The 18870-nt window shown below is 43.2% G+C and carries 11 protein-coding genes; 8 read left to right on the forward strand and 3 right to left on the reverse strand.

Annotated features, from left to right (window positions below; genetic code table 11):
- The first annotated feature begins 11 nt into the window (after nucleotides 1–11).
- From M2470_RS13465 to M2470_RS13495, 7 genes are all read left to right on the forward strand, one after another.
- The gene (locus M2470_RS13465) at nucleotides 12–2342 is read left to right on the forward strand and encodes a glycosyl hydrolase family 65 protein (RefSeq protein WP_280745518.1); all 2331 of its coding nucleotides are present in this window, start codon (nucleotides 12–14) and stop codon (nucleotides 2340–2342) included.
- A 28-nt stretch (nucleotides 2343–2370) separates the two neighbouring features.
- Entirely contained in the window at nucleotides 2371–4365 is a 1995-nt protein-coding gene (locus tag M2470_RS13470; protein ID WP_280745519.1) for a hypothetical protein, read from the forward strand.
- Nucleotides 4366–4386: 21 nt separating this feature from the next.
- On the forward strand, nucleotides 4387–6297 hold the full coding sequence (locus M2470_RS13475) for a GH116 family glycosyl hydrolase (protein WP_280745520.1): 1911 nt from the start codon (nucleotides 4387–4389) through the stop codon (nucleotides 6295–6297).
- A 6-nt stretch (nucleotides 6298–6303) separates the two neighbouring features.
- Complete coding sequence (locus M2470_RS13480) at nucleotides 6304–8754, forward strand: glycoside hydrolase family 2 TIM barrel-domain containing protein (protein WP_280745521.1); 2451 nt, start codon at nucleotides 6304–6306, stop codon at nucleotides 8752–8754.
- A 186-nt stretch (nucleotides 8755–8940) separates the two neighbouring features.
- Nucleotides 8941–10095, forward strand: a complete 1155-nt coding sequence (locus tag M2470_RS13485) for a glycoside hydrolase family 172 protein (protein WP_280745522.1) — start codon at nucleotides 8941–8943, stop codon at nucleotides 10093–10095.
- Nucleotides 10096–10115: 20 nt separating this feature from the next.
- Nucleotides 10116–11294 carry a glycoside hydrolase family 172 protein gene (locus M2470_RS13490; protein WP_280745523.1) on the forward strand — a complete coding sequence of 393 codons (1179 nt, stop codon included), beginning with the start codon at nucleotides 10116–10118 and terminating at the stop codon, nucleotides 11292–11294.
- A 7-nt stretch (nucleotides 11295–11301) separates the two neighbouring features.
- Nucleotides 11302–12459, forward strand: coding sequence for a cellulase family glycosylhydrolase (locus tag M2470_RS13495; protein WP_280745524.1), 1158 nt, complete (start codon nucleotides 11302–11304; stop codon nucleotides 12457–12459).
- A gap of 75 nt (nucleotides 12460–12534) precedes the next feature.
- On the opposite strand, the gene M2470_RS13500 is transcribed toward M2470_RS13495, so the two are convergent.
- From M2470_RS13500 to M2470_RS13510, 3 genes are all read right to left on the reverse strand, one after another.
- Entirely contained in the window at nucleotides 12535–13797 is a 1263-nt protein-coding gene (locus tag M2470_RS13500) for a phosphoglycerate kinase (protein ID WP_280745525.1), read from the reverse strand.
- A gap of 94 nt (nucleotides 13798–13891) precedes the next feature.
- Nucleotides 13892–14356, reverse strand: a complete 465-nt coding sequence (locus tag M2470_RS13505; RefSeq protein WP_280745526.1) for a hypothetical protein — start codon at nucleotides 14354–14356, stop codon at nucleotides 13892–13894.
- 11 nt (nucleotides 14357–14367) lie between these two features.
- Nucleotides 14368–17322: a PEP/pyruvate-binding domain-containing protein gene (locus M2470_RS13510; RefSeq protein WP_280745528.1), complete on the reverse strand. Its 2955-nt coding sequence runs from the start codon at nucleotides 17320–17322 to the stop codon at nucleotides 14368–14370.
- A gap of 212 nt (nucleotides 17323–17534) precedes the next feature.
- Here M2470_RS13510 and gdhA point away from each other — a divergent pair, with 212 nt between their 5' ends.
- A complete protein-coding gene (gdhA, locus tag M2470_RS13515) occupies nucleotides 17535–18869 on the forward strand; it encodes an NADP-specific glutamate dehydrogenase (RefSeq protein ID WP_280745529.1) in 1335 nt (444 codons plus the stop codon).
- Nucleotide 18870: the final 1 nt, after the last annotated feature.

An 18870-nucleotide genomic window follows, 5' to 3' on the forward strand; every position in this document is an offset into this window, starting at 1 on the left:
TCATATATTCAATGAAATACAAATACGGATACTTTAACGAGACAGGAACAGAGTTTACAGTTACCGATCCTAAAACACCTCGTGCTTTTGACAACTTTATGTGGAATGACAGCCTGTTTTCATCTGTTCATCAGACAGGGGTAGGGTTCCTGGATTATCAGATAGGCGATACCGAAGCTGTCCAACTACTTACGGGTATCGGTCGGATATGTGACTTTGATGTGTTTGGTCGTGAAAACCTGATGAGTCGACTGATTTACGTTCGCGATAATGATACCGGAGTATTCTGGAACGTAAACTGGGAGCCGGTTAAGCGCACCTATACATCCTACAAATGCACACATGGATTGGGCTATACGATTATCCAATCAGAAACAGAGCAAATAGCCTCTGATTTCCGGATATTCGTCCCCAAAGGAAAAGACCCGGTTGAGCTGTGGACACTGGGCTTCAGCAATCAATCCTCCGGGAAACGAAACCTTAGTATATTCATATATAATCAAATACAATTTTCTTACAAGTGGGGATTTAACAGTTACGGAGATATGTTTTTCCGCACAACCTACTTAAATAAAGACATCAATGCTTTGGTAGCCAATAAGCATCCGCACGTTAGTCCACACAATTTCCAGACAGCCTTTATGGCACCTGACAGAGAAATAGCCGGATTTGACGGGAGTCGCGATGCCTTTGTGGGTCTGTATAGTAGCCTCAACGAGCCACAAGCTGTAGTGGAAGGAAAGTGCAGTGGATCGATAGGCTCGAGTGATGCAACAGTTGGCGTTCTACAGTTCGACCTCATCTTGGAAGCCGGACAGTCCGAAACGCTCAATATGGTATTGGGTATCACGGAATCGACAGACAAAATTGCAACATTAAGGGACAGATATCTAACAATAATGGATAGCTGCTTTAAAGATTTAAAGCAACAAAACCAGGAATTCATCAATCATAATTACTACCAGACTCCGGATGAACACCTGAACCGCATGTTGAATATCTGGATCAAGCATCAGACGAATTTCGGCTCGCAATGGTGTCGCTGGGGGTGGATGGGATACCGGGATATCGTACAGCATGGCTACGGCGTTTCCTCTTTTAATCCGACACGAACAAAAGAAATCCTACAGATGGCCTTGCGTCATCAATATGCCAATGGTATGGCCTTGCGCGGCTGGAACCCTGTAGACACCAAAGCCTATTCCGACAGTGCTTTGTGGTTGGTGTTTACGCTTGTTTCATACCTGAAAGAAACGGCTGATTTCGACTTCCTTCAAGAGCTGATTGCTTTCTTTGATGAAGGGGAAGCTTCTGTGTTAGAGCATATCGAACGGGCACTTGGCTTTCTGGAAGCCAACAAAGGAAGTCACAGACTATGCCTGATCAAATTCGGCGACTGGAACGACTCTCTTACTGGTATCGGAAAAGAAGGGCGAGGCGAAAGTGTATGGCTGAGTATGGCTTATGCAGAGGCTTTGCGGCAAATGATAGACCTGTTTGCCTATCTAAAAGATACCCGTGAGGAATCGTACCGGAAGCGATATAATGATATCAAGCAAGCCATCAACGAAACTGCATGGGATGGCGAGTGGTACGTTCGCTGTTATGATGATAATGGCCGCCCGGTAGGATCTGCACTGAATAAAGAAGGGAAAATATTCCTGAATGCGCAAAGCTGGTCTATGATAGCCGGAATTGCTGATGAAAAGCGGACGGAGCAATTAATACAATCGGCGAATATGTTACTGAAAACAGAGATCGGATACTTACTACTGGCTCCTACCTTCATGGCTCCCGATCCGCATATCGGACGCATCAGCTTTATGGAGCCGGGAATATGTGAGAACGGAACGGTTTATTCGCATGTGAATATCTGGATGATACTGGGCTTGTTACGGGCCGGACGTATAGAAGAGGCATATGCAGCATTTAAGCAACACTCAGCCGGATATGTAAGCGGAAAAGAGGATGATCCGAAATTAAAAATGCCTCCTTACATCTATGCGAATGGTTGCTATGGATCGGATCATAAGAATCACCGCTTGCAAATGGAATTCACATGGATAACAGGTTCGGTAGCATGGTTTTATAATGTGCTGAGTAAAGAAATGATCGGTATTCAGCCCGACTTCGACCGGCTGGTCTTTAATCCCCGCTTACCTGCCGAATGGGATAAAGTAATGGCTAAACGAACCTTCAGAGGTAAGCATTTTGAAATACAGATCACGCGAACCGGGATTAAAGAACCCCAGATTGAGCTAAACGGTAAACGGATAAATGGTAATGCCATAAAACTGGCAGATGCGTTAGAGAATAATCTTGTTAATATACAAATACCTTAGAAAGATGAATACTGGGAATAAAACAATTATGTTTTGGAGGATAGCAGTTTGTGCATTAGTTATTTTATCATCCTCTATGTGGATATCCTGCTCTCAACCGGAATCAAAGATAATTCCGATAACCGAGGATATGGTGATTGATGAATCTGGTTCGGGAGTCTTTATGAACTGGTTTGACGAGCAGGATATTAACGGAACACCCAAAACTCGTTGGGATACATACGGCATGCTTACTTACTGGCCGGCCGGACTTGTTATCGACCTGCAACGGAAATACAGGGTTGAATCCGTCTGGATCTATGATGCAAGCGGAAGCCACCGGGTAAAAGGTGGTAGACTGAGAATATCATCCGGAGAGCCGTTTAACTGGAGTGATTCCTTATCGGTTACTCTGCAAAATGAAGATAAATGGATAAAGGTAGACTGCCCGTATGAGACACGTTTTCTTCAGATTCAAAAACATCCCACTCTTGTACACAAAGAAGAAGGATATTTCCCTGAAAACTATGATCTGGCGGTTACAGAAGTTGTACTTATGGGGTATCCGCTGGAAGAAATGCCTCCGGCAAAAGCCAAAACCCAATTTATGCCCTTCAATGTACCGATGGATCAGTATATTGGCATGAATTCGTATATTAATACTCCTGACAAAGTACATGAAGCCGTAGGGAATGTCCGCGAATACCGGGCCTGGGGATGGAATGGGGTAACAGACCTTAGTACTCCTATATCATGGGACCCTATACCTACTTTAGGCAATAAATATCATCCGTCTGACGGCAATAGTGATACCTATTATAAGAAAATGCTGGATATGGGGATCGAATGTATGCCCTGTATACATCGGCATGTAGACGAAAAGAACCAACGCGAATGTATTCCCAATTTCGGAGGAGATCCTTCCGATCCGGCATCGTATAAGATTATGGCTGATTATTCGTTTCAGTTTGTAGCCCGGTATGGACATGCAAAAGTGCCCGATCATCTGCTGCGTACCACAGAAGTAGCCCCCAAGAAAAGCGGTTTGGGATTGATCCGCTATTATGAAAACTGGAACGAAGGAAACCGCTGGTGGGACAACCCTGCCGGACACTTCACCCCCTATCAGTTTGCCGCTTATTGCAGTGCATCTTATGACGGGCATATGGGAGAGCTGGGACCGGGTTTTGGTGTAAAAGCTGCCGATCCGAATATTAAATTTTCGTTCGGAGGTTTAGCCGAACTTTCGTTAAGTTATATACAGGCGATGAAGCTATGGTCCGACTATTACAGAGATGGTTCGTTCCCTGCGGATGTAATAAATGTTCATCATTACTGCAATACAATGGGTAAGCAACACTCGAAAGAAGACGCCTATGGTGTAAGTCCGGAAGCAGACCGAATGAAGGAAAAGTTGGAAAAGCTGGTACATTGGCGTAACGAGAATTTGCCTCATGTAGAACTATGGCTGACAGAGTTTGGATGGGATACGGATGAAACAACCTACCAATCAGCGGCCTTTGGGCACAAGCTGTATCCTGATAAGATTACAATGAATGAAATTCAGGGGCAATGGTTGGTTCGTGCATTCCTGATAGGATCAGCTGCCGGCTTTGAACGCTTGCAGATGTTCCTGGCCAACGACTTAAGGAATTATACACACGGAGTATATGGTAGTAGCGGCTTTATTACAATTGACAATGAATTCAAGCCTTCCTGGTATTATGTAAAAACACTGAAAACAGCACTTACAGGAATGTTATTCCATGATGAATATACATCCGGAAATGATAAGGTTTGGGTGTATCGCTATCGTCATCCCGAAACAGGACAAGGAGCATATGTACTTTGGTGTCCGACATCTGATGGTACAACCGTAAATAAGTACAAGTTGGAGCTAAGCAATAATGCGGACTCTGCTACACAAGTATCCCTCATTGACAAACTGGAATACGGAAGTAAGAAAGAACTTTCCATTAATAATCAGACTGTAACGGTAGATGTAAGTGAAAGGCCGGTTATTATATTGGTAGATAAGATCTAACAAACTCTAAACAGTTTAAATATGAAATACATATTACATATAGCATTCCTTTTGTGTGCGACATACTGTTTGCATGCACAAATAGATAATGACAGAGCATTAAAGGTAGACGAATCGGGTGATTTTGTCACCTATACCTCTCCCTATTATGCCTTAGCCTGTGTTAAGAACACATCAGATATGGCGTATTTTTGTATTGAATCGGGCGGAAGAAGCAGGAGACTGTTAGACAAGTCATTGCTACGTCCCGGAATGGGCGGGTGTACGGTTGGAAATACGGATAAAGACAAGATCAGCATCCGGGCTATAAATGAACGCTCTTTTGAATTACAAGCTACGGATGGGCTAAGCGGTGAGTTCTACAAAATCTGTACAGCTCCCGATATATCTCCTGTAACCGTATGGGCTTTGCCTTCCGAACAAGCTCCTTCCGAACAATACGACAGACCGGTATCCTTTTATAAACCGAAGATCATTAAAGTTTCACATCAACTTCCGGCCATCTTGCATTTCCCCGATTACGGATTGGTAAAAGTGGAATCAACAGATAAATCCATCTATATGCAGGAGCATATCGTTCCTGATGATACCAATGCCGGCTTGGCATTAGGCCCATTCAACCGAGGGGCACACTCCGGTTTTCGTGCATACCATAAAGGCTCTGTTATCCTTTCCTTTCATACTACTGAAACACTCATAGAAGCTAAAATTACATTTACAGTTCTGGATGAGAATTATCCTCAAATAGAAGGTTGCGACTTCTCTGCCGATCGTTTTAATGGGCTGAAGCGTTGTTGGCAGAATGCCTTTCCGGTTAATCCTTTACAACAAGCGATGGGGGATAATTTGTTGCTCAACGGGGTTGCACATCTGGCAATGAGCTTTAAGGCTGATATGTTGGTCTTCACCCCTGCCCTGCCAGGTGCCGAATCTATGCTGGATGCCTTAAAACGAGCATTGCATCGTAGCTTTACCGAACGGATACAGGAGTCTGGACGCATGAAGGATTACGGACAGGAAAGTACAGAAGTAGTCCTTATATCCTTGTATGACTATCTGATAACAACAAACGACTGGGATTTTATCCGTCAACATCAATCAAGCTTGCAACGCGTAGTTCGTTCGGTTATTGATACCGATGTAGATAAGGACGGAATATTTGAATCCTCGTATCATGGTAATTTCTTTAGTGAACGACGCAGCAGCCTGAACTGGTGGGACGATTTTGCTTTCGGTCATAAAGATGCATATGTAAATATACTGGCATATCGTGCCCTACGCAATATGCGGGAAGTTTTTGATATACTGGAATTAAAGAAAGATGTACAAGCTATCGACAAACAACTATCTTTGTTCAAAAAGGCATTTCATCCCACTTTTTTTAATCCTAAAACAGGCGTATATGCCGGATGGATTAGTGAAGACGGACGCATGCACGATTATATGTTTACCTTTATAAACGGTATGGCTATTAATCAGGGATTGGTGGAAAAATCGTTAGCGAAGTCTATTTTAGAGAAAATGCTTGCTAAACTAAAGGAAGAAGGATATGATTTTGTATATGGCGTTCCCGGCCCCCTAATATCTGTTGACCCAGCCGACCGGGGCACATGGGAAGAAATGACCCGCTGGGGACGTTATGAAAATGGCGGATTGTGCGGACAAACAGCCTATCACTTCATACAGGCATTGTATCATACAGGCATGCGGGAAGAGGCGGATCATATCCTGTTCTCTATGTTGGCTACCTTTGAACGTGAGCCTACCCACTCCGGACTTTTCCCTGGATATCTGCAAAGTGTAGACTGGCGAACCAAAGGCGGAGCACCTTGTGGCTACAATTATCTGGCTGATAATTATTATTTTCTATTAGCGGCTGTTACGGGGCATTATGGAATTCCGTATCCTCCGCTTCGTAAACCTGTAAAATAGACGATTATGAATATTTTCAAACCAACAATCTATTTGTTTATGGCTATTCTTCTTGCATCTTGTCAGTTTGGAGGGCAGACAGACACACAGAGCATAGGTGAACATTTATTAGATTCCGGCTGGAAATTCAAAAAAGGAGATATAGCCAATGCCGAAAAAGTTGATTTCGATGATTCGGACTGGCGGGAGCTAAGCATCCCCCACGACTGGAATATAGAACCATCTCTTGTTCAGGACGACAGGCATATCGGCCCTTTTGTGAAAGGAACAAAAGACTCAACCTCTACCGGTAATATCGATGGAGGAACCGGTTGGTATCGTAAACGCTTTACTCTTGAACGAGAAGATGCGGGGAAAACCGTTTTTATTTGCTTTGACGGGGTATCTGTCTTGTCGGATGTCTGGCTGAACGGACATCATTTAGGTTTTCACCCCAACGGATATACGCCGTTTAGTTATAATCTGACACCCTATCTGAACCCTGCCGGTAAGGAAAATATACTAGCAATAAAAACCTTCAACACAGGTGATAATAGCCGTTGGTATCCGGGAGCCGGTTTGTATCGCCATATATGGTTATCGGTTAGCCAACCTGTCTATATCGAACCGTGGGGAGTGTTTGTAACGACACCTCTGGTAGACGCAAAGCAATCCCAAGTGGATGTAGCTGTCTCTATTCGGAATGGAGCTGATGCGGCATCAGAAGTAGTAATACAGGCTTCTATACTGAACCAAGCCGGAGAAATAGTAGGCTCGGCTGAAGAGAAAATAAGTTGTTCTTCGGGAAGTGCTGTTAATCCGGTTCTTTCCCTCTTTGTAAATCAGCCAAAGCTTTGGTCGCCTGATTCTCCGGCATTATATACTGCTGAAGTGAAAGTTCTGGCAGATGGTAAGTTGGCAGATGTACAATCTACCCGCTTTGGTATTCGTTCGATTGAGTTTTCAGCCGAAAAAGGTTTTCTGTTAAATGGTAAAGAAACCTTGTTGAAAGGTGCTTGTGTACACCATGATAATGGACTGTTGGGCTCTGCAACTTTCGACAAAGCCGAATACCGCCGGGTGGAACTATTGAAGAAAAATGGCTTCAACGCCATACGTACCGCTCATAACTTGCCTTCTTCTCAGTTTCTGGATGCTTGTGATAGTCTGGGAATATTAGTCATTGATGAGGTGTTTGATATGTGGGTACATCCTAAACGGGATAATGATTACCACTTGTATTTCGATGAGTGGTCGGATCGCGACGTAGCTGCTATGGTGATGCGTGATCGTAACCATCCATCGGTCATTATCGGGAGTATCGGGAATGAAATTTATGAACGGGCAGAGGCTTCGGGCTTAGCTATTGCCGAACGATTAGTAGCTGTAGCGAAATCATTAGACACCACCCGTCCCGTTACACAAGCCATTTGTGCCCTCTGGCAAGTTCCGTCTCAACATTGGGATGCTACGATTCCGGCTTTTGCCTTGCTGGACATAGGTTGTTACAACTATGAATGGAAGCATTATGAAAGAGATCATCAAATGCATCCCGACAGAGTAATGGTGGGTACGGAATCTTTCCCCCGTGAAGCGTTGATCAATTGGAACATGGCAGTAGAAAAGCCTTATGTGATAGGCGACTTTGTATGGACAGGCATTGATTATATCGGCGAAGTAGGTATCGGGAACACGCGCTATGGAAAAGCCGGAGAAGTACCTATTCCGGTAAGGCCTTACCCTTGGTATCTTTCGTGGTGTGGAGATATTGATATCTGTGGTAATAAAAAACCTCAATCTTATTATCGTGATGTAGTATGGGGAGAAAGCGATCTTGAACTGCTGGTACACGCTCCTATTCCAGAGGGTAAAACAGAACTGGTAAGCAAATGGGGATGGCCTGATGAATATCCTCACTGGAATTGGGAAGGGAATGAGAATCGGCCTCTGCAGGTTTCAGTATATGCTAATTTTGATATGGTACGGATTCACAATAACGGCAAGTTATTAGGTGAAAAGGTTATAAAGAAAGAGGATAATCTTACTGCCACATTTATGATACCTTATCAAGCTGGAGAATTAACAGCGACAGGTATCCGCAATGGGAAAGAAGTTGTTTCCAAGTCATTAGTTACTTCCGGAAAACCGGCTAAAATACGTCTTGTAGCCGAGCATCCGGTAGTTAAAGCAAATCCTAATGATCTGTCTTATATACATATTGAAGTAACAGATGAAAAAGGAAGGCTGGTACCTGATGCGGAACTGGATATTCAATTGTCGGTGAGCGGCTCCGGCAAACTTATTGCATGTGGCAATGCGGCCCCGGATGATCTGGGCAGCTTTAACAATCCCAATCTGAAGACATTCAGTGGAAGAGCATTAGCCATACTGCAAGCCGGAACAGAATCCGGAAATATGCGACTAACGGTTCATTCAAAAGGATTAGCGGAAGAGAGAATAGAAATCCAGGTAAAATAACAGCAATTAGTACATGAAAAAAATAGTATGCAAGCCTTCTAAAAATCGCATGCATGTGATTTCAAGAACGCACGCATGCGTTTTGTGAATCGCATGCGTGCGTTCTTCAAAGAATCATAATCCGCTGGAATATAGACAAATAAAAACATCAATAAATTTCTCAATTATTCATTAAAAACAGATCCTATGAGAAACCGATTTTTATATATAACATTCATTGTTTTAATGACCCATGGCGGACTTTTCGCCCAAGAGGTTTTTATGAAACGGGAAGGCCAAACAGCCTGGACTAGCTTTGAAAACCTGAGTGGCGAGAAAGGAAAAAGTGCATTAGAGAATAAAGGTGCAAAAGGACATGCGTTTGACAGGATTCTGGCGGGTGATAGCTGCGTATTATTAAACATAAAAGGGGCAGGCATTATTAATCGGATATGGTTAACAGTTAATGACAGAAGTCCCGAGATGTTGAGAGCACTTAAAATAAAGATGTATTGGGATGACGCAGCTATCCCTGCCGTCTCTGTTCCACTCGGAGAGTTCTTTTGTAACGGCGGGGCAACGATGGTAGCCTTTGAGAACTGTTTTTTCTCCAATCCCGAAGGTAAATCGATGAATACGAATATTCCGATGCCTTTCCGGAAAGCGGCCCGTATTGTGCTTATAAATGAGTCGGACAAAAATCTGAGTCATATATTCTATGATGTCAATCTGACCCGTTTGAAGAAATGGGATGATAAGATGTTGTATTTCCATTGTTATTGGAACCGGGAAAACCCTACGGTATTGGGGAAAGATTATACCGTTTTGCCTGAAATAAAAGGGGAAGGACGTTTTCTCGGAGTAAGTTTTGGAGTGAATGCCAATACGGCTTATGGCGGCAGTTGGTGGGGAGAAGGCGAAATGAAATTCTATCTGGACGGAGATAAAGAGCACCCCAGCCTTTGTGGTACGGGAGTAGAAGATTATGTTGGAACGGCCTGGGGATTGGGAGCATACAGCAATTGGTATCAGGGCTGCCCTATTTCCGGCAAAGACTGGCTATGGAGTTTCTACCGTTTCCATGTACCCGACCCGGTTTTATTTACCGAAAGTTGCAGAGTTACATTGCAGCAAATAGGAGGAGGACCTTATGAGCAAGTATTAGAGTTGTATAAAGCGAACGTCCCTATGATACCCGTTACAGTAGATCATTCTGACGAATGGAAATTTATCAAACTATTGGAACTAAAGAAAACTCCTGCGATGGACGATCCGGACTATCCAAAGGCCTGGACTAATTATTACAGACAGGACGATGTATCATCTACAGCTTATTTCTATCTGGACAAACCTAGCAGATAAATATATAAATACAAAATACCATGAAACGAATATTTTTATCAATAATGATAAGCACATTGGCTGTCTTTGCCCTCTCTGCGCAAGATATAAGCAATGATATGTTCGATCTGACAAAGATGCGTCATAATGTAAAAAACAAACGGATAAGCAGTTATGATAAGACCGGAGGAAGCGGAGATCGCCTGGCCGACATCAAACCCGGAGAAAAAGTCACTATATTTGATGTAAAGGGAGCCGGTGTCATTAATCATATTTGGTTCACAATCGCCCCCTTACCGGAATTGTTGAGCAGAAACGATATCATTTTGCGTATGTATTGGGATGGCAATGAATACCCTTCGGTAGAATCACCGATAGGTCCATTCTTCGGGCAGGGCTGGAATGAGCGATATAACTTCTCCTCGCTTCCTCTGACAGCCGGACCTGCTACGGGGACAGGATTGGTGTCTTATTTCTCAATGCCTTTCGCTAACGGAGCAAGGATAGAAATAGAAAATCAGGCAGACCGGGATATCAGTGCTTTTTTCTTTTACATCGACTATCTGGAAGTAGCAAAGTTATCGAAAGATGTAGGCCGTTTTCATGCCTGGTATAACCATGAACTGACGGAAGCGTATCCCGAAGGAGAAGCGGAATGGGGGCTTATAGCTCCACAACATTTGAATCTAGACGGAAAAGACAATTATGTATTTGCCGATATAAAAGGAAAAGGTCATTTTGTGGGGATTAACTACTATGTGCATAGCCCTACGGCCATGTGGTATGGAGAAGGTGATGATATGTTTTTTATTGACGGGGAAAGTCTGCCAAGTTTGCTGGGAACAGGAACCGAAGATTTTTTCAATACGTCATGGAGTCCTAAAGAAGTATTCCAACATCCGTATTATGGCTATCCACGCGTTAATAACGATGTTGGTTGGTTAGGGCGCACCCATGTGTATCGATTCTTCATCAATGATCCGATATTCTTTGAAACTGCATTAAAAGGGACAATAGAACATGGCGGAAGCAATAATATGACATTGGATATAGGCACGGTAGCCTATTGGTATCAAAGCGAAGCCGCTTCATTACCTCCTGCTCCAAGTAAGGAACTAAGAAAACCGAAACCGATGATCGGACCGGTAGAACTGCATAAATGGCGGCATGAATGGCGAAAAAATAATGGAAACGGCCCAAAGTTGTGGGGAAATGAATAGTGGAAAAATGAGAGAGATAAATCGTCGTACATTCTTAAAGAAAGCGGGTGCAAGTGCTATATTAGCGGGCTTATCTACTAATTATTCATGTACAGAGGTACAGATAAAAAACAAACTGCCACGATGGCGGGGTTTCAACCTCATGGACTTTTACACTTCGCGTAAGTGGAAACCGGGTATGCCGGGTGCTTCGAAAGAGAAAGATTTCAAATGGATGTCTGACTGGGGATTTGATTTTGTTCGTATCCCCTTACAATATCCCTCATATATCCATTATAGCGCTAAAAGCGGGCGGGATATTACTCCCGAAGAAACAATAGCTTTCAATGAAGAAGTGATCGACGAAATAGAAAAACTGGTATATCTGGCAAACAAATATAATTTACATGTTAACCTGAACTTACATAGAGCACCCGGATTCTGCATCAATGCCGGCTTTACAGAACCGTTCAATTTGTGGAAAGACGATCATGCACAACAAGCTTTTTATGCGCATTGGAGTATGTGGGCAAAACGCTTTAAAAACATATCACCCAAACGATTAAGCTTTGATTTACTGAACGAACCCTGTTACCGTGAAGACATGAATGACCAATTCAGCCTAAGAACTCCTCTACCTGGACAACTATACCGGAAAATAGTAAAAGGCTGTATAAATGTGATTCATGCACAAACTCCGGAGCGTTTAATTATTGCAGATGGCAACGATGTGGGTAGCAAGGTTGTTCCCGAACTGATTGATCTGGGAGTAGGGCAAAGCTGCCGGGGATATCACCCTCACTATATATCGCATTACCGGGCTAGCTGGGTATGGGAAAATCCGGATGACGCACCAATTCCCGTTTGGCCGGGAATCATCAATGGAGAAGAATTTAATCGGCAAGTACTTGAAGACTATTACAAACCCTGGATAGATTTATTAAAACAGGGAGTTGGCGTACACTGCGGAGAATGTGGCAGTCACAAAGAAACCCCTCATCCGGTATTTCTGGCATGGCTCAATGATTTATTGAGCATTTTCACAGAACACAATATAGGATGGGCAATCTGGAATTTTCATGGTAGCTTCGGATTACTCAACTCCGGTAGGAAAGATGTGGATTATGAGGATTGGTATGGACAGAAACTGGATCGCAAAATGCTAACGGTTTTACAAAAGTACTAGAGTACAGCCAATATATGCAACCAAAAAAAGCGATCCCGAAAAGAGATCGCTTTTTAAATAGACTATTTTTTATGTTTAGTATCCTCTGATAGCAGCAATGCCTGGAAGAGTTTTTCCTTCGATTGCTTCTAATAGGGCGCCACCGCCTGTTGAAACATAGGATACGCCGTCGGCCAAACCGAATTTGTTTACTGCTGCTACTGAGTCTCCACCACCTACTAATGAGAATGCACCGTTTTTAGTGGCTTCTACAACAGCTTCGCCTACAGACCTTGTTCCGTGTGTAAAGTTTTCTAGCTCAAATACACCTGTCGGACCATTCCAAAGGATGGTTTTTGACTTCTTAATTACATCAGCAAATATCTTTTCTGTTTCAGGACCGATATCCAGGCCCTCCCAGTTATCAGGAATTTCTCCTACGGGGCAAAACTTCGTGTTAGCGTCATTGCTGAAATCATCAGCTATTTTGGCATCAACGGCTAATACAAGGTTTACGTTTTCTTTTTTCGCTTTTTCTATAAGCTCAAGTGCCAGTTCTAGTTTGTCATCTTCTACAATTGAATTACCGATCTTACCTCCCTTTGCTTTCGTGAACGTATAAGTCATACCTCCGGCAATAATCAGGTTGTCAACCTTCTTAAGCAGGTTTTCGATAATTTCGATCTTAGAAGAAACTTTCGAGCCTCCCATAATGGCTGTAAACGGACGATTGATATCTGTCATTACTTTTTCTACAGCTTTTACTTCTTTCTCCATCAGATAACCAAACATTTTATTGTCAGTATCAAAATATTCAGCAATTAAAGCTGTAGAAGCATGAGCTCTGTGAGCAGTACCAAAAGCATCATTTACATAGCAGTCTGCATAAGACGCCAGTTTCTTCGTAAATTCTTTCTGGCTGGCTTTTACTGCTTTCTTTGCTGCAGCTTTCTCTTCTTCCGAAGCGTCTTCAGCCAAGCCTCTTGGTTTACCTTCTTCTTCAGCATAAAAGCGAAGGTTTTCCAACAATAAAGCTTCACCAGGTTTCAAAGCTGCTGACTTAGTTACAGCTTCTTCTCCTATACAATCATTAGCAAACTGTACATTTACTCCCAATAATTCAGACACATGTCCTAAAATATGTTTCAGTGAAAACTTATCTGTTGCACCCTTCGGACGCCCCAGGTGAGAACCAATGATCGGGCTACCGCCATCAGCCAATATTTTTTTCAGAGTAGGAAGAGCAGCACGAATACGTGTATCATCAGTAATGTTAAAGTTTTCATCCAAGGGTACATTAAAGTCAACCCTCACAAATGCCTTTTTGCCTGCGAAATTGTACTTTTCAATCGTTTGCATAACTATTGTATTTAAATTTGTAATAAAATATCACGTTAAACGCCTGCAAACTTACAAAAAAAATATTCTACTCCAGTGATAAGAATAGTTATAATTAGTCAGTAAGTTTAAAACGAACACGCAATCTTCCGTCAGCATAATCGCAGTTCAGAAATGTAAAATGTCCTATCTCGGATGTATTGTCAACGTGATCGCCAATACAAGCACAGGCATCGTAGTCTCCAACACGTACAATACGGAGTGTTTCGCTCACATCGTCAGGCAATTTGCTTAGGTCTACAATACCGGCAGCCTCTTCATGTGTCAGGTATTCAATAGTTACCGGCAGATGTTTATCAATCACTTCATTTACGATTCGTTCTACTTCCGCCAGTTTCTCTGTTCCGGGATCTTCTGTCAACAGATAATCACACTTGCTTTTTTTCCTCTCAATATGCGCATTCTTCGATCTCGGACAACTAAACATCCGAACCATCGTCTGATTTAATATGTGCTCTGCCGTATGCATCGGACGCGAGTAGTCTTTCTTTGCTTCGTTTAATACAGGTTCTTGATTCATTTTATATTTAATTATGGTTTCATGATTACGCCTTGGCTTCGTTTGCCGTCCATTTTAATGACGATGGGGTCTTTGAAGCGGACATGGCGGACGAATTCTGTTTCTTGTACGGCTGGCTGGGCATTCAGGAAGGTTTCGTCGTACCAACCGTCTCCCTTGAATGGGTTGATTGTAAAATAGCCTACTCCAAAAGAGGTCAGATTTTGGAAGAAGTGGGTTCCCTGGCTGGGGTCTATCCTGTAATTTTCCAAACCTGATTCTACAATGACGCGTGCATTACAGATATGGGGCCATTTTACCGGAATACCAAGCCAATGGTCACTGCTCCCCCAACGTCCCGGCCCAACTAATACGTATCCGGTTTCCTGCTCTACAAACTCTTTGTTTATCTTTTCTATCTCGTAGGCAATTAACTGATTGTTCGAAGAGTTAAAGGCACTTGTCTTTACATATACTATATCATATACATTATTCACAACGCCATGCCCCAGCACACTAGTGGAAGAGATGATCGCTTCTTCATTCTCTACAAGGCCCAGGTCTTCGTCCATAATCTCTTTGTTATCCACTACCGGACGGATCTGTAGGAGATAGAATGTAGCCTTTTCCGGATTTTCAGTATCTATATTTACGGCAAACTCAATCTCTATCGGACGTGCCATTTCTGATTGTCCGATCTTTAAAATATTATCTAATGTTTCCGCCAGCGGAAAAACATCATGTTGTAAGATATTGGTGAAAGAAATGATTTTTCGTCCGCCTGGGTAGTAACCGTCCCGTACGATCTGATCGTACGGATCATAGGTGGAAACAATATATCGTAGCGAGCCATCGGCGTCAGCATCTTTCACGCTCAGGCGTAGCAGGTTAAAGGAGTCGTCGATAGAGAACTGGTCCGCCAGGTTCTCCAGATCTAAGGCATAGAAGCGGGTTTGCGTCTCCCGAAGAGCGAACTCCATCGTACTTAGCTGAAGTATATTGTGAGGATGAAGAGGAGAAAAGCGCAATGTAAGTCCCCCATCCACAATATATTTTCCGAGGCCTAATGCGATATTTACAATCCCGTCTTCTGCCTTCTCATTCCCTATCGGATAAAAATTAAGCGAACGGGCGACTCCGGATATGGTCGGATAAAAATGATGGTTGTACTGAGAACCTACTACTTCCTGCAGAACAATAGACATCTTCTCCTGATCGATCAGATTGGAAGTTGCCGTCATATAAGCTTTACTGTCTTTGTAAAACACAGAGGCGTAGACCGCTTTTATGGCATCGCTTACCGTTCGGAGCATCTCATATTTGTCCTGATTCTTGGGTACCATGTAAGTAGAATATATCCCGGCAAAAGGCTGGTAGTGCGAGTCTTCCAGCAAACTGGAAGAGCGAATGGCCAAAGGTCCTTTCACTACATCGAAGAAAGCCATCAGGTCTTCAATCAGGGAAGAAGGCAGGCTGGCGCGAATAAAATATTTCAGGATTGTATCATCATCCGTCTCATTCAATGCCATAGGATACAGTTCGTTGGTTTCCATGAACTCGTCGAAAATATCCGTACATATAACGACCGTTTTGGGAATGGTTACTTCAAAATTCTCCGTATGCAACTCCGGATAGCGCTTTACCATGGCACCGATAAAAGCAAGACCTCTCCCCTTTCCTCCTAAGGAGCCTTCGCCAATACGGGCAAAATTGCTGTATTCGTCAAAACGTTCTTTTTGGTATACGGCTACTACCCCGCTATTCTTCATCCGGCGATATTGCACAATCAGGTCGAAAATCAACTGGCGCGCTTCGTCCATATCCTTATAGTCAATCACGTCTACACGCTTCAGTACCTCGGCAGGAGGGAACATGGCACGCGAATAAAAGAAACGAGAGAAATGGTTGCGCGACAAGTGATACACTAATGAATCATCGGGAATGTCGAAAATCTTTCGCTGCAGGTCTTTCAGGTCTTTTATGCGCATGATTTCTTCCTTCGTCTGCGGGTTCAGGATAATAAAATCGCCAAATCCGAAACGTTGTGTGATCTTCTTCCGTAAATCCTGAGGGTAGCTCTTTGAGTTTTTATCTATAAAAGAAGCGCCCAGTTCCTTTGCGTATACCTTATTAGAGGATTCCGAAGACTCCATGATAATCGGAATTACCAAGCCTGTCTTGCGAACATAGCGCCCGAACTTATATCCGGCAAGCGGGTCTTTTACACCTTCACGCATAAAGCTCATATCCGAGATAATGCCCAGCATATTATCCTTATATGTCTCGAAAATTCGGACAGCTTCTTCATAGGTACGTGCCAGCTTGATTTTCGGACGTCCTCTCATACGCAAGGTCCGCTGGTGGTCATTCAATGCTTCCTTGGAAAACTCCTGACTTTGCTCCAGTACAAACTTGTACAAATGCGGTAGTGTAGAAGAATAAAAGCGGATGGAATCTTCCACCAACAGGATGATTTGTACGCCTACGCTCTTGACATCGTCTTCGGCATTCATCTTATCTTCTATCAGTTTGATGATAGCCAGAAGCAACTCCGCATTACCCAGCCAGCTGAAGATGTAATCAATGGCGCTCAGGTCGTCATTGGCTACTCTTCGGGTAACTTCTCTTGAAAAAGGCGTTAATACAACAATCGGTATGTTGGGATAATGTATCTTTATTTCTTTAGGAGCAGCAAAGATATCAATATCGTCCATATTCGGCATGCAAATAATAAGTTCGAAATTGCGGTCTTGCAACTCCGCCAGGGCTTCTTCCTCTGTAGTAACCTGTGTGAAACGGGGAGGATAGCGCAGGCTCAAAGCGGTATACTCGTTAAATATCTGCTCGTCCACGCGCCCATCATCTTCCAGCATAAAAGCGTCATATTTTGTAGCTATAAGCAATACATTATATATACGCTTGTTCATCAGATTGGCGAAAGGGGTGTCTCTAAAGACCATATTCTTAAAATCAGGTATGCTGCCCATAATATTGCTGTTAAAACTGTCCAAAAGTAAACAAAAAACAGGATACGGCATTACATGTTACTTCACAGTTATGAGCAGACAAAAAAGCCTTGATTTCAGAAACAAAAAAATTAACATTTCAAACTGCCAAAAAGTAAGCCGAAAACTTTTTCTATCCGTAAATTTACCTACATTTGTGAACAAATTGCAACCTAAATATAATTTTAAACGCTATGAAGACAGAATTGATCTTATCTGCTCTAGAAGCAAAGCATCCGGGGGAAAAGGAGTATTTACAGGCTGTAAAGGAAGTCCTCATCTCTATTGAAGATGTTTACAATCAACACCCGGAATTCGAGAAAGCAAAAATCATAGAACGTTTGGTAGAACCAGAGCGTATCATCACTTTCCGTGTACCTTGGGTAGACGACAAAGGGGATGTCCAGGTAAACCTGGGGTATCGTGTGCAGTTTAACAGTGCCATCGGCCCGTACAAAGGTGGATTACGTTTTCACCCGTCGGTAAACCTGTCTATTTTGAAATTCTTAGGCTTTGAGCAAACCTTCAAAAATGCGCTGACTACTCTTCCTATGGGAGGCGGTAAAGGTGGATCGGATTTCGCACCTCGTGGTAAAAGCGATGGTGAAATCATGCGCTTCTGCCAGGCTTTCATTATGGAGCTATGGCGTAATATCGGGCCCGACACAGATGTGCCTGCCGGTGATATAGGCGTAGGCGGTCGTGAAGTTGGTTATATGTACGGCATGTACAAAAAACTGGCTCGTGAAAACACAGGTACTTTCACCGGAAAAGGGCTTGAGTTCGGAGGTTCTATCCTTCGTCCGGAAGCTACCGGATTCGGTTCCTTATACTTTGTTCATCAGATGCTTGAAACGCATGGTATCGACATTAAGGGGAAAACAGTTGCCCTGTCAGGTTTTGGAAACGTAGCCTGGGGAGCTGCCACTAAAGCGACTGAGTTCGGCGCTAAAGTAGTTACTATCTCCGGCCCGGACGGATACGTATACGATCCGGACGGTATCTGCGGAGAAAAAATAGATTATATGCTGGAACTGCGTAATTCGGGTAACGATATCGTAGAGCCCTATGTGCAACAATATCCGAACGCGAAGTTCTTCCCGAACAAACGCCCATGGGAACAAAAAGTAGACATCGTAATTCCATGTGCTACGCAAAACGAGTTGGACGAGAACGATGCCAAACTTATCATTGCTAATAAGGCCATTTGTATAGCTGAAACATCAAATATGGGTTGTACGGCTGAAGCGGTAGACTTATTCATTGAGCACAAAATGCTATTTGCTCCCGGCAAGGCAGTAAACGCAGGCGGTGTGGCTACATCCGGTTTGGAAATGACACAGAACGCCATGCATATCTCCTGGACAGCCGAAGAAGTAGATGCCAAGTTGCATCAAATTATGAGCGCTATCCACGAACAATGCGTTGCTCACGGCAAAGAAGGTAATTACATCAACTATGTAAAAGGTGCAAACATTGCCGGCTTCATGAAGGTAGCCAAAGCGATGATGGCACAAGGTGTAGTATAAA

The organism is Parabacteroides sp. PH5-46, from assembly GCF_029892785.1.
Taxonomy (GTDB): domain Bacteria; phylum Bacteroidota; class Bacteroidia; order Bacteroidales; family Tannerellaceae; genus DFXE01.

What these genes read in the sequence shown, in the direction of transcription:
- M2470_RS13500 (WP_280745525.1), bottom strand. Translation starts at nt 13,797, where the DNA reads ATGCAAACGATTGAAAAGTACAATTTCGCAGGCAAAAAGGCATTTGTG.
- M2470_RS13505 (WP_280745526.1), bottom strand. Translation starts at nt 14,356, where the DNA reads ATGAATCAAGAACCTGTATTAAACGAAGCAAAGAAAGACTACTCGCGT.
- M2470_RS13475 (WP_280745520.1), top strand. Translation starts at nt 4,387, where the DNA reads ATGAAATACATATTACATATAGCATTCCTTTTGTGTGCGACATACTGT.
- M2470_RS13495 (WP_280745524.1), top strand. Translation starts at nt 11,302, where the DNA reads ATGAGAGAGATAAATCGTCGTACATTCTTAAAGAAAGCGGGTGCAAGT.
- M2470_RS13480 (WP_280745521.1), top strand. Translation starts at nt 6,304, where the DNA reads ATGAATATTTTCAAACCAACAATCTATTTGTTTATGGCTATTCTTCTT.
- M2470_RS13510 (WP_280745528.1), bottom strand. Translation starts at nt 17,322, where the DNA reads ATGGGCAGCATACCTGATTTTAAGAATATGGTCTTTAGAGACACCCCT.
- M2470_RS13485 (WP_280745522.1), top strand. Translation starts at nt 8,941, where the DNA reads ATGAGAAACCGATTTTTATATATAACATTCATTGTTTTAATGACCCAT.
- M2470_RS13470 (WP_280745519.1), top strand. Translation starts at nt 2,371, where the DNA reads ATGTTTTGGAGGATAGCAGTTTGTGCATTAGTTATTTTATCATCCTCT.
- gdhA (WP_280745529.1), top strand. Translation starts at nt 17,535, where the DNA reads ATGAAGACAGAATTGATCTTATCTGCTCTAGAAGCAAAGCATCCGGGG.
- M2470_RS13465 (WP_280745518.1), top strand. Translation starts at nt 12, where the DNA reads ATGAAATACAAATACGGATACTTTAACGAGACAGGAACAGAGTTTACA.
- M2470_RS13490 (WP_280745523.1), top strand. Translation starts at nt 10,116, where the DNA reads ATGAAACGAATATTTTTATCAATAATGATAAGCACATTGGCTGTCTTT.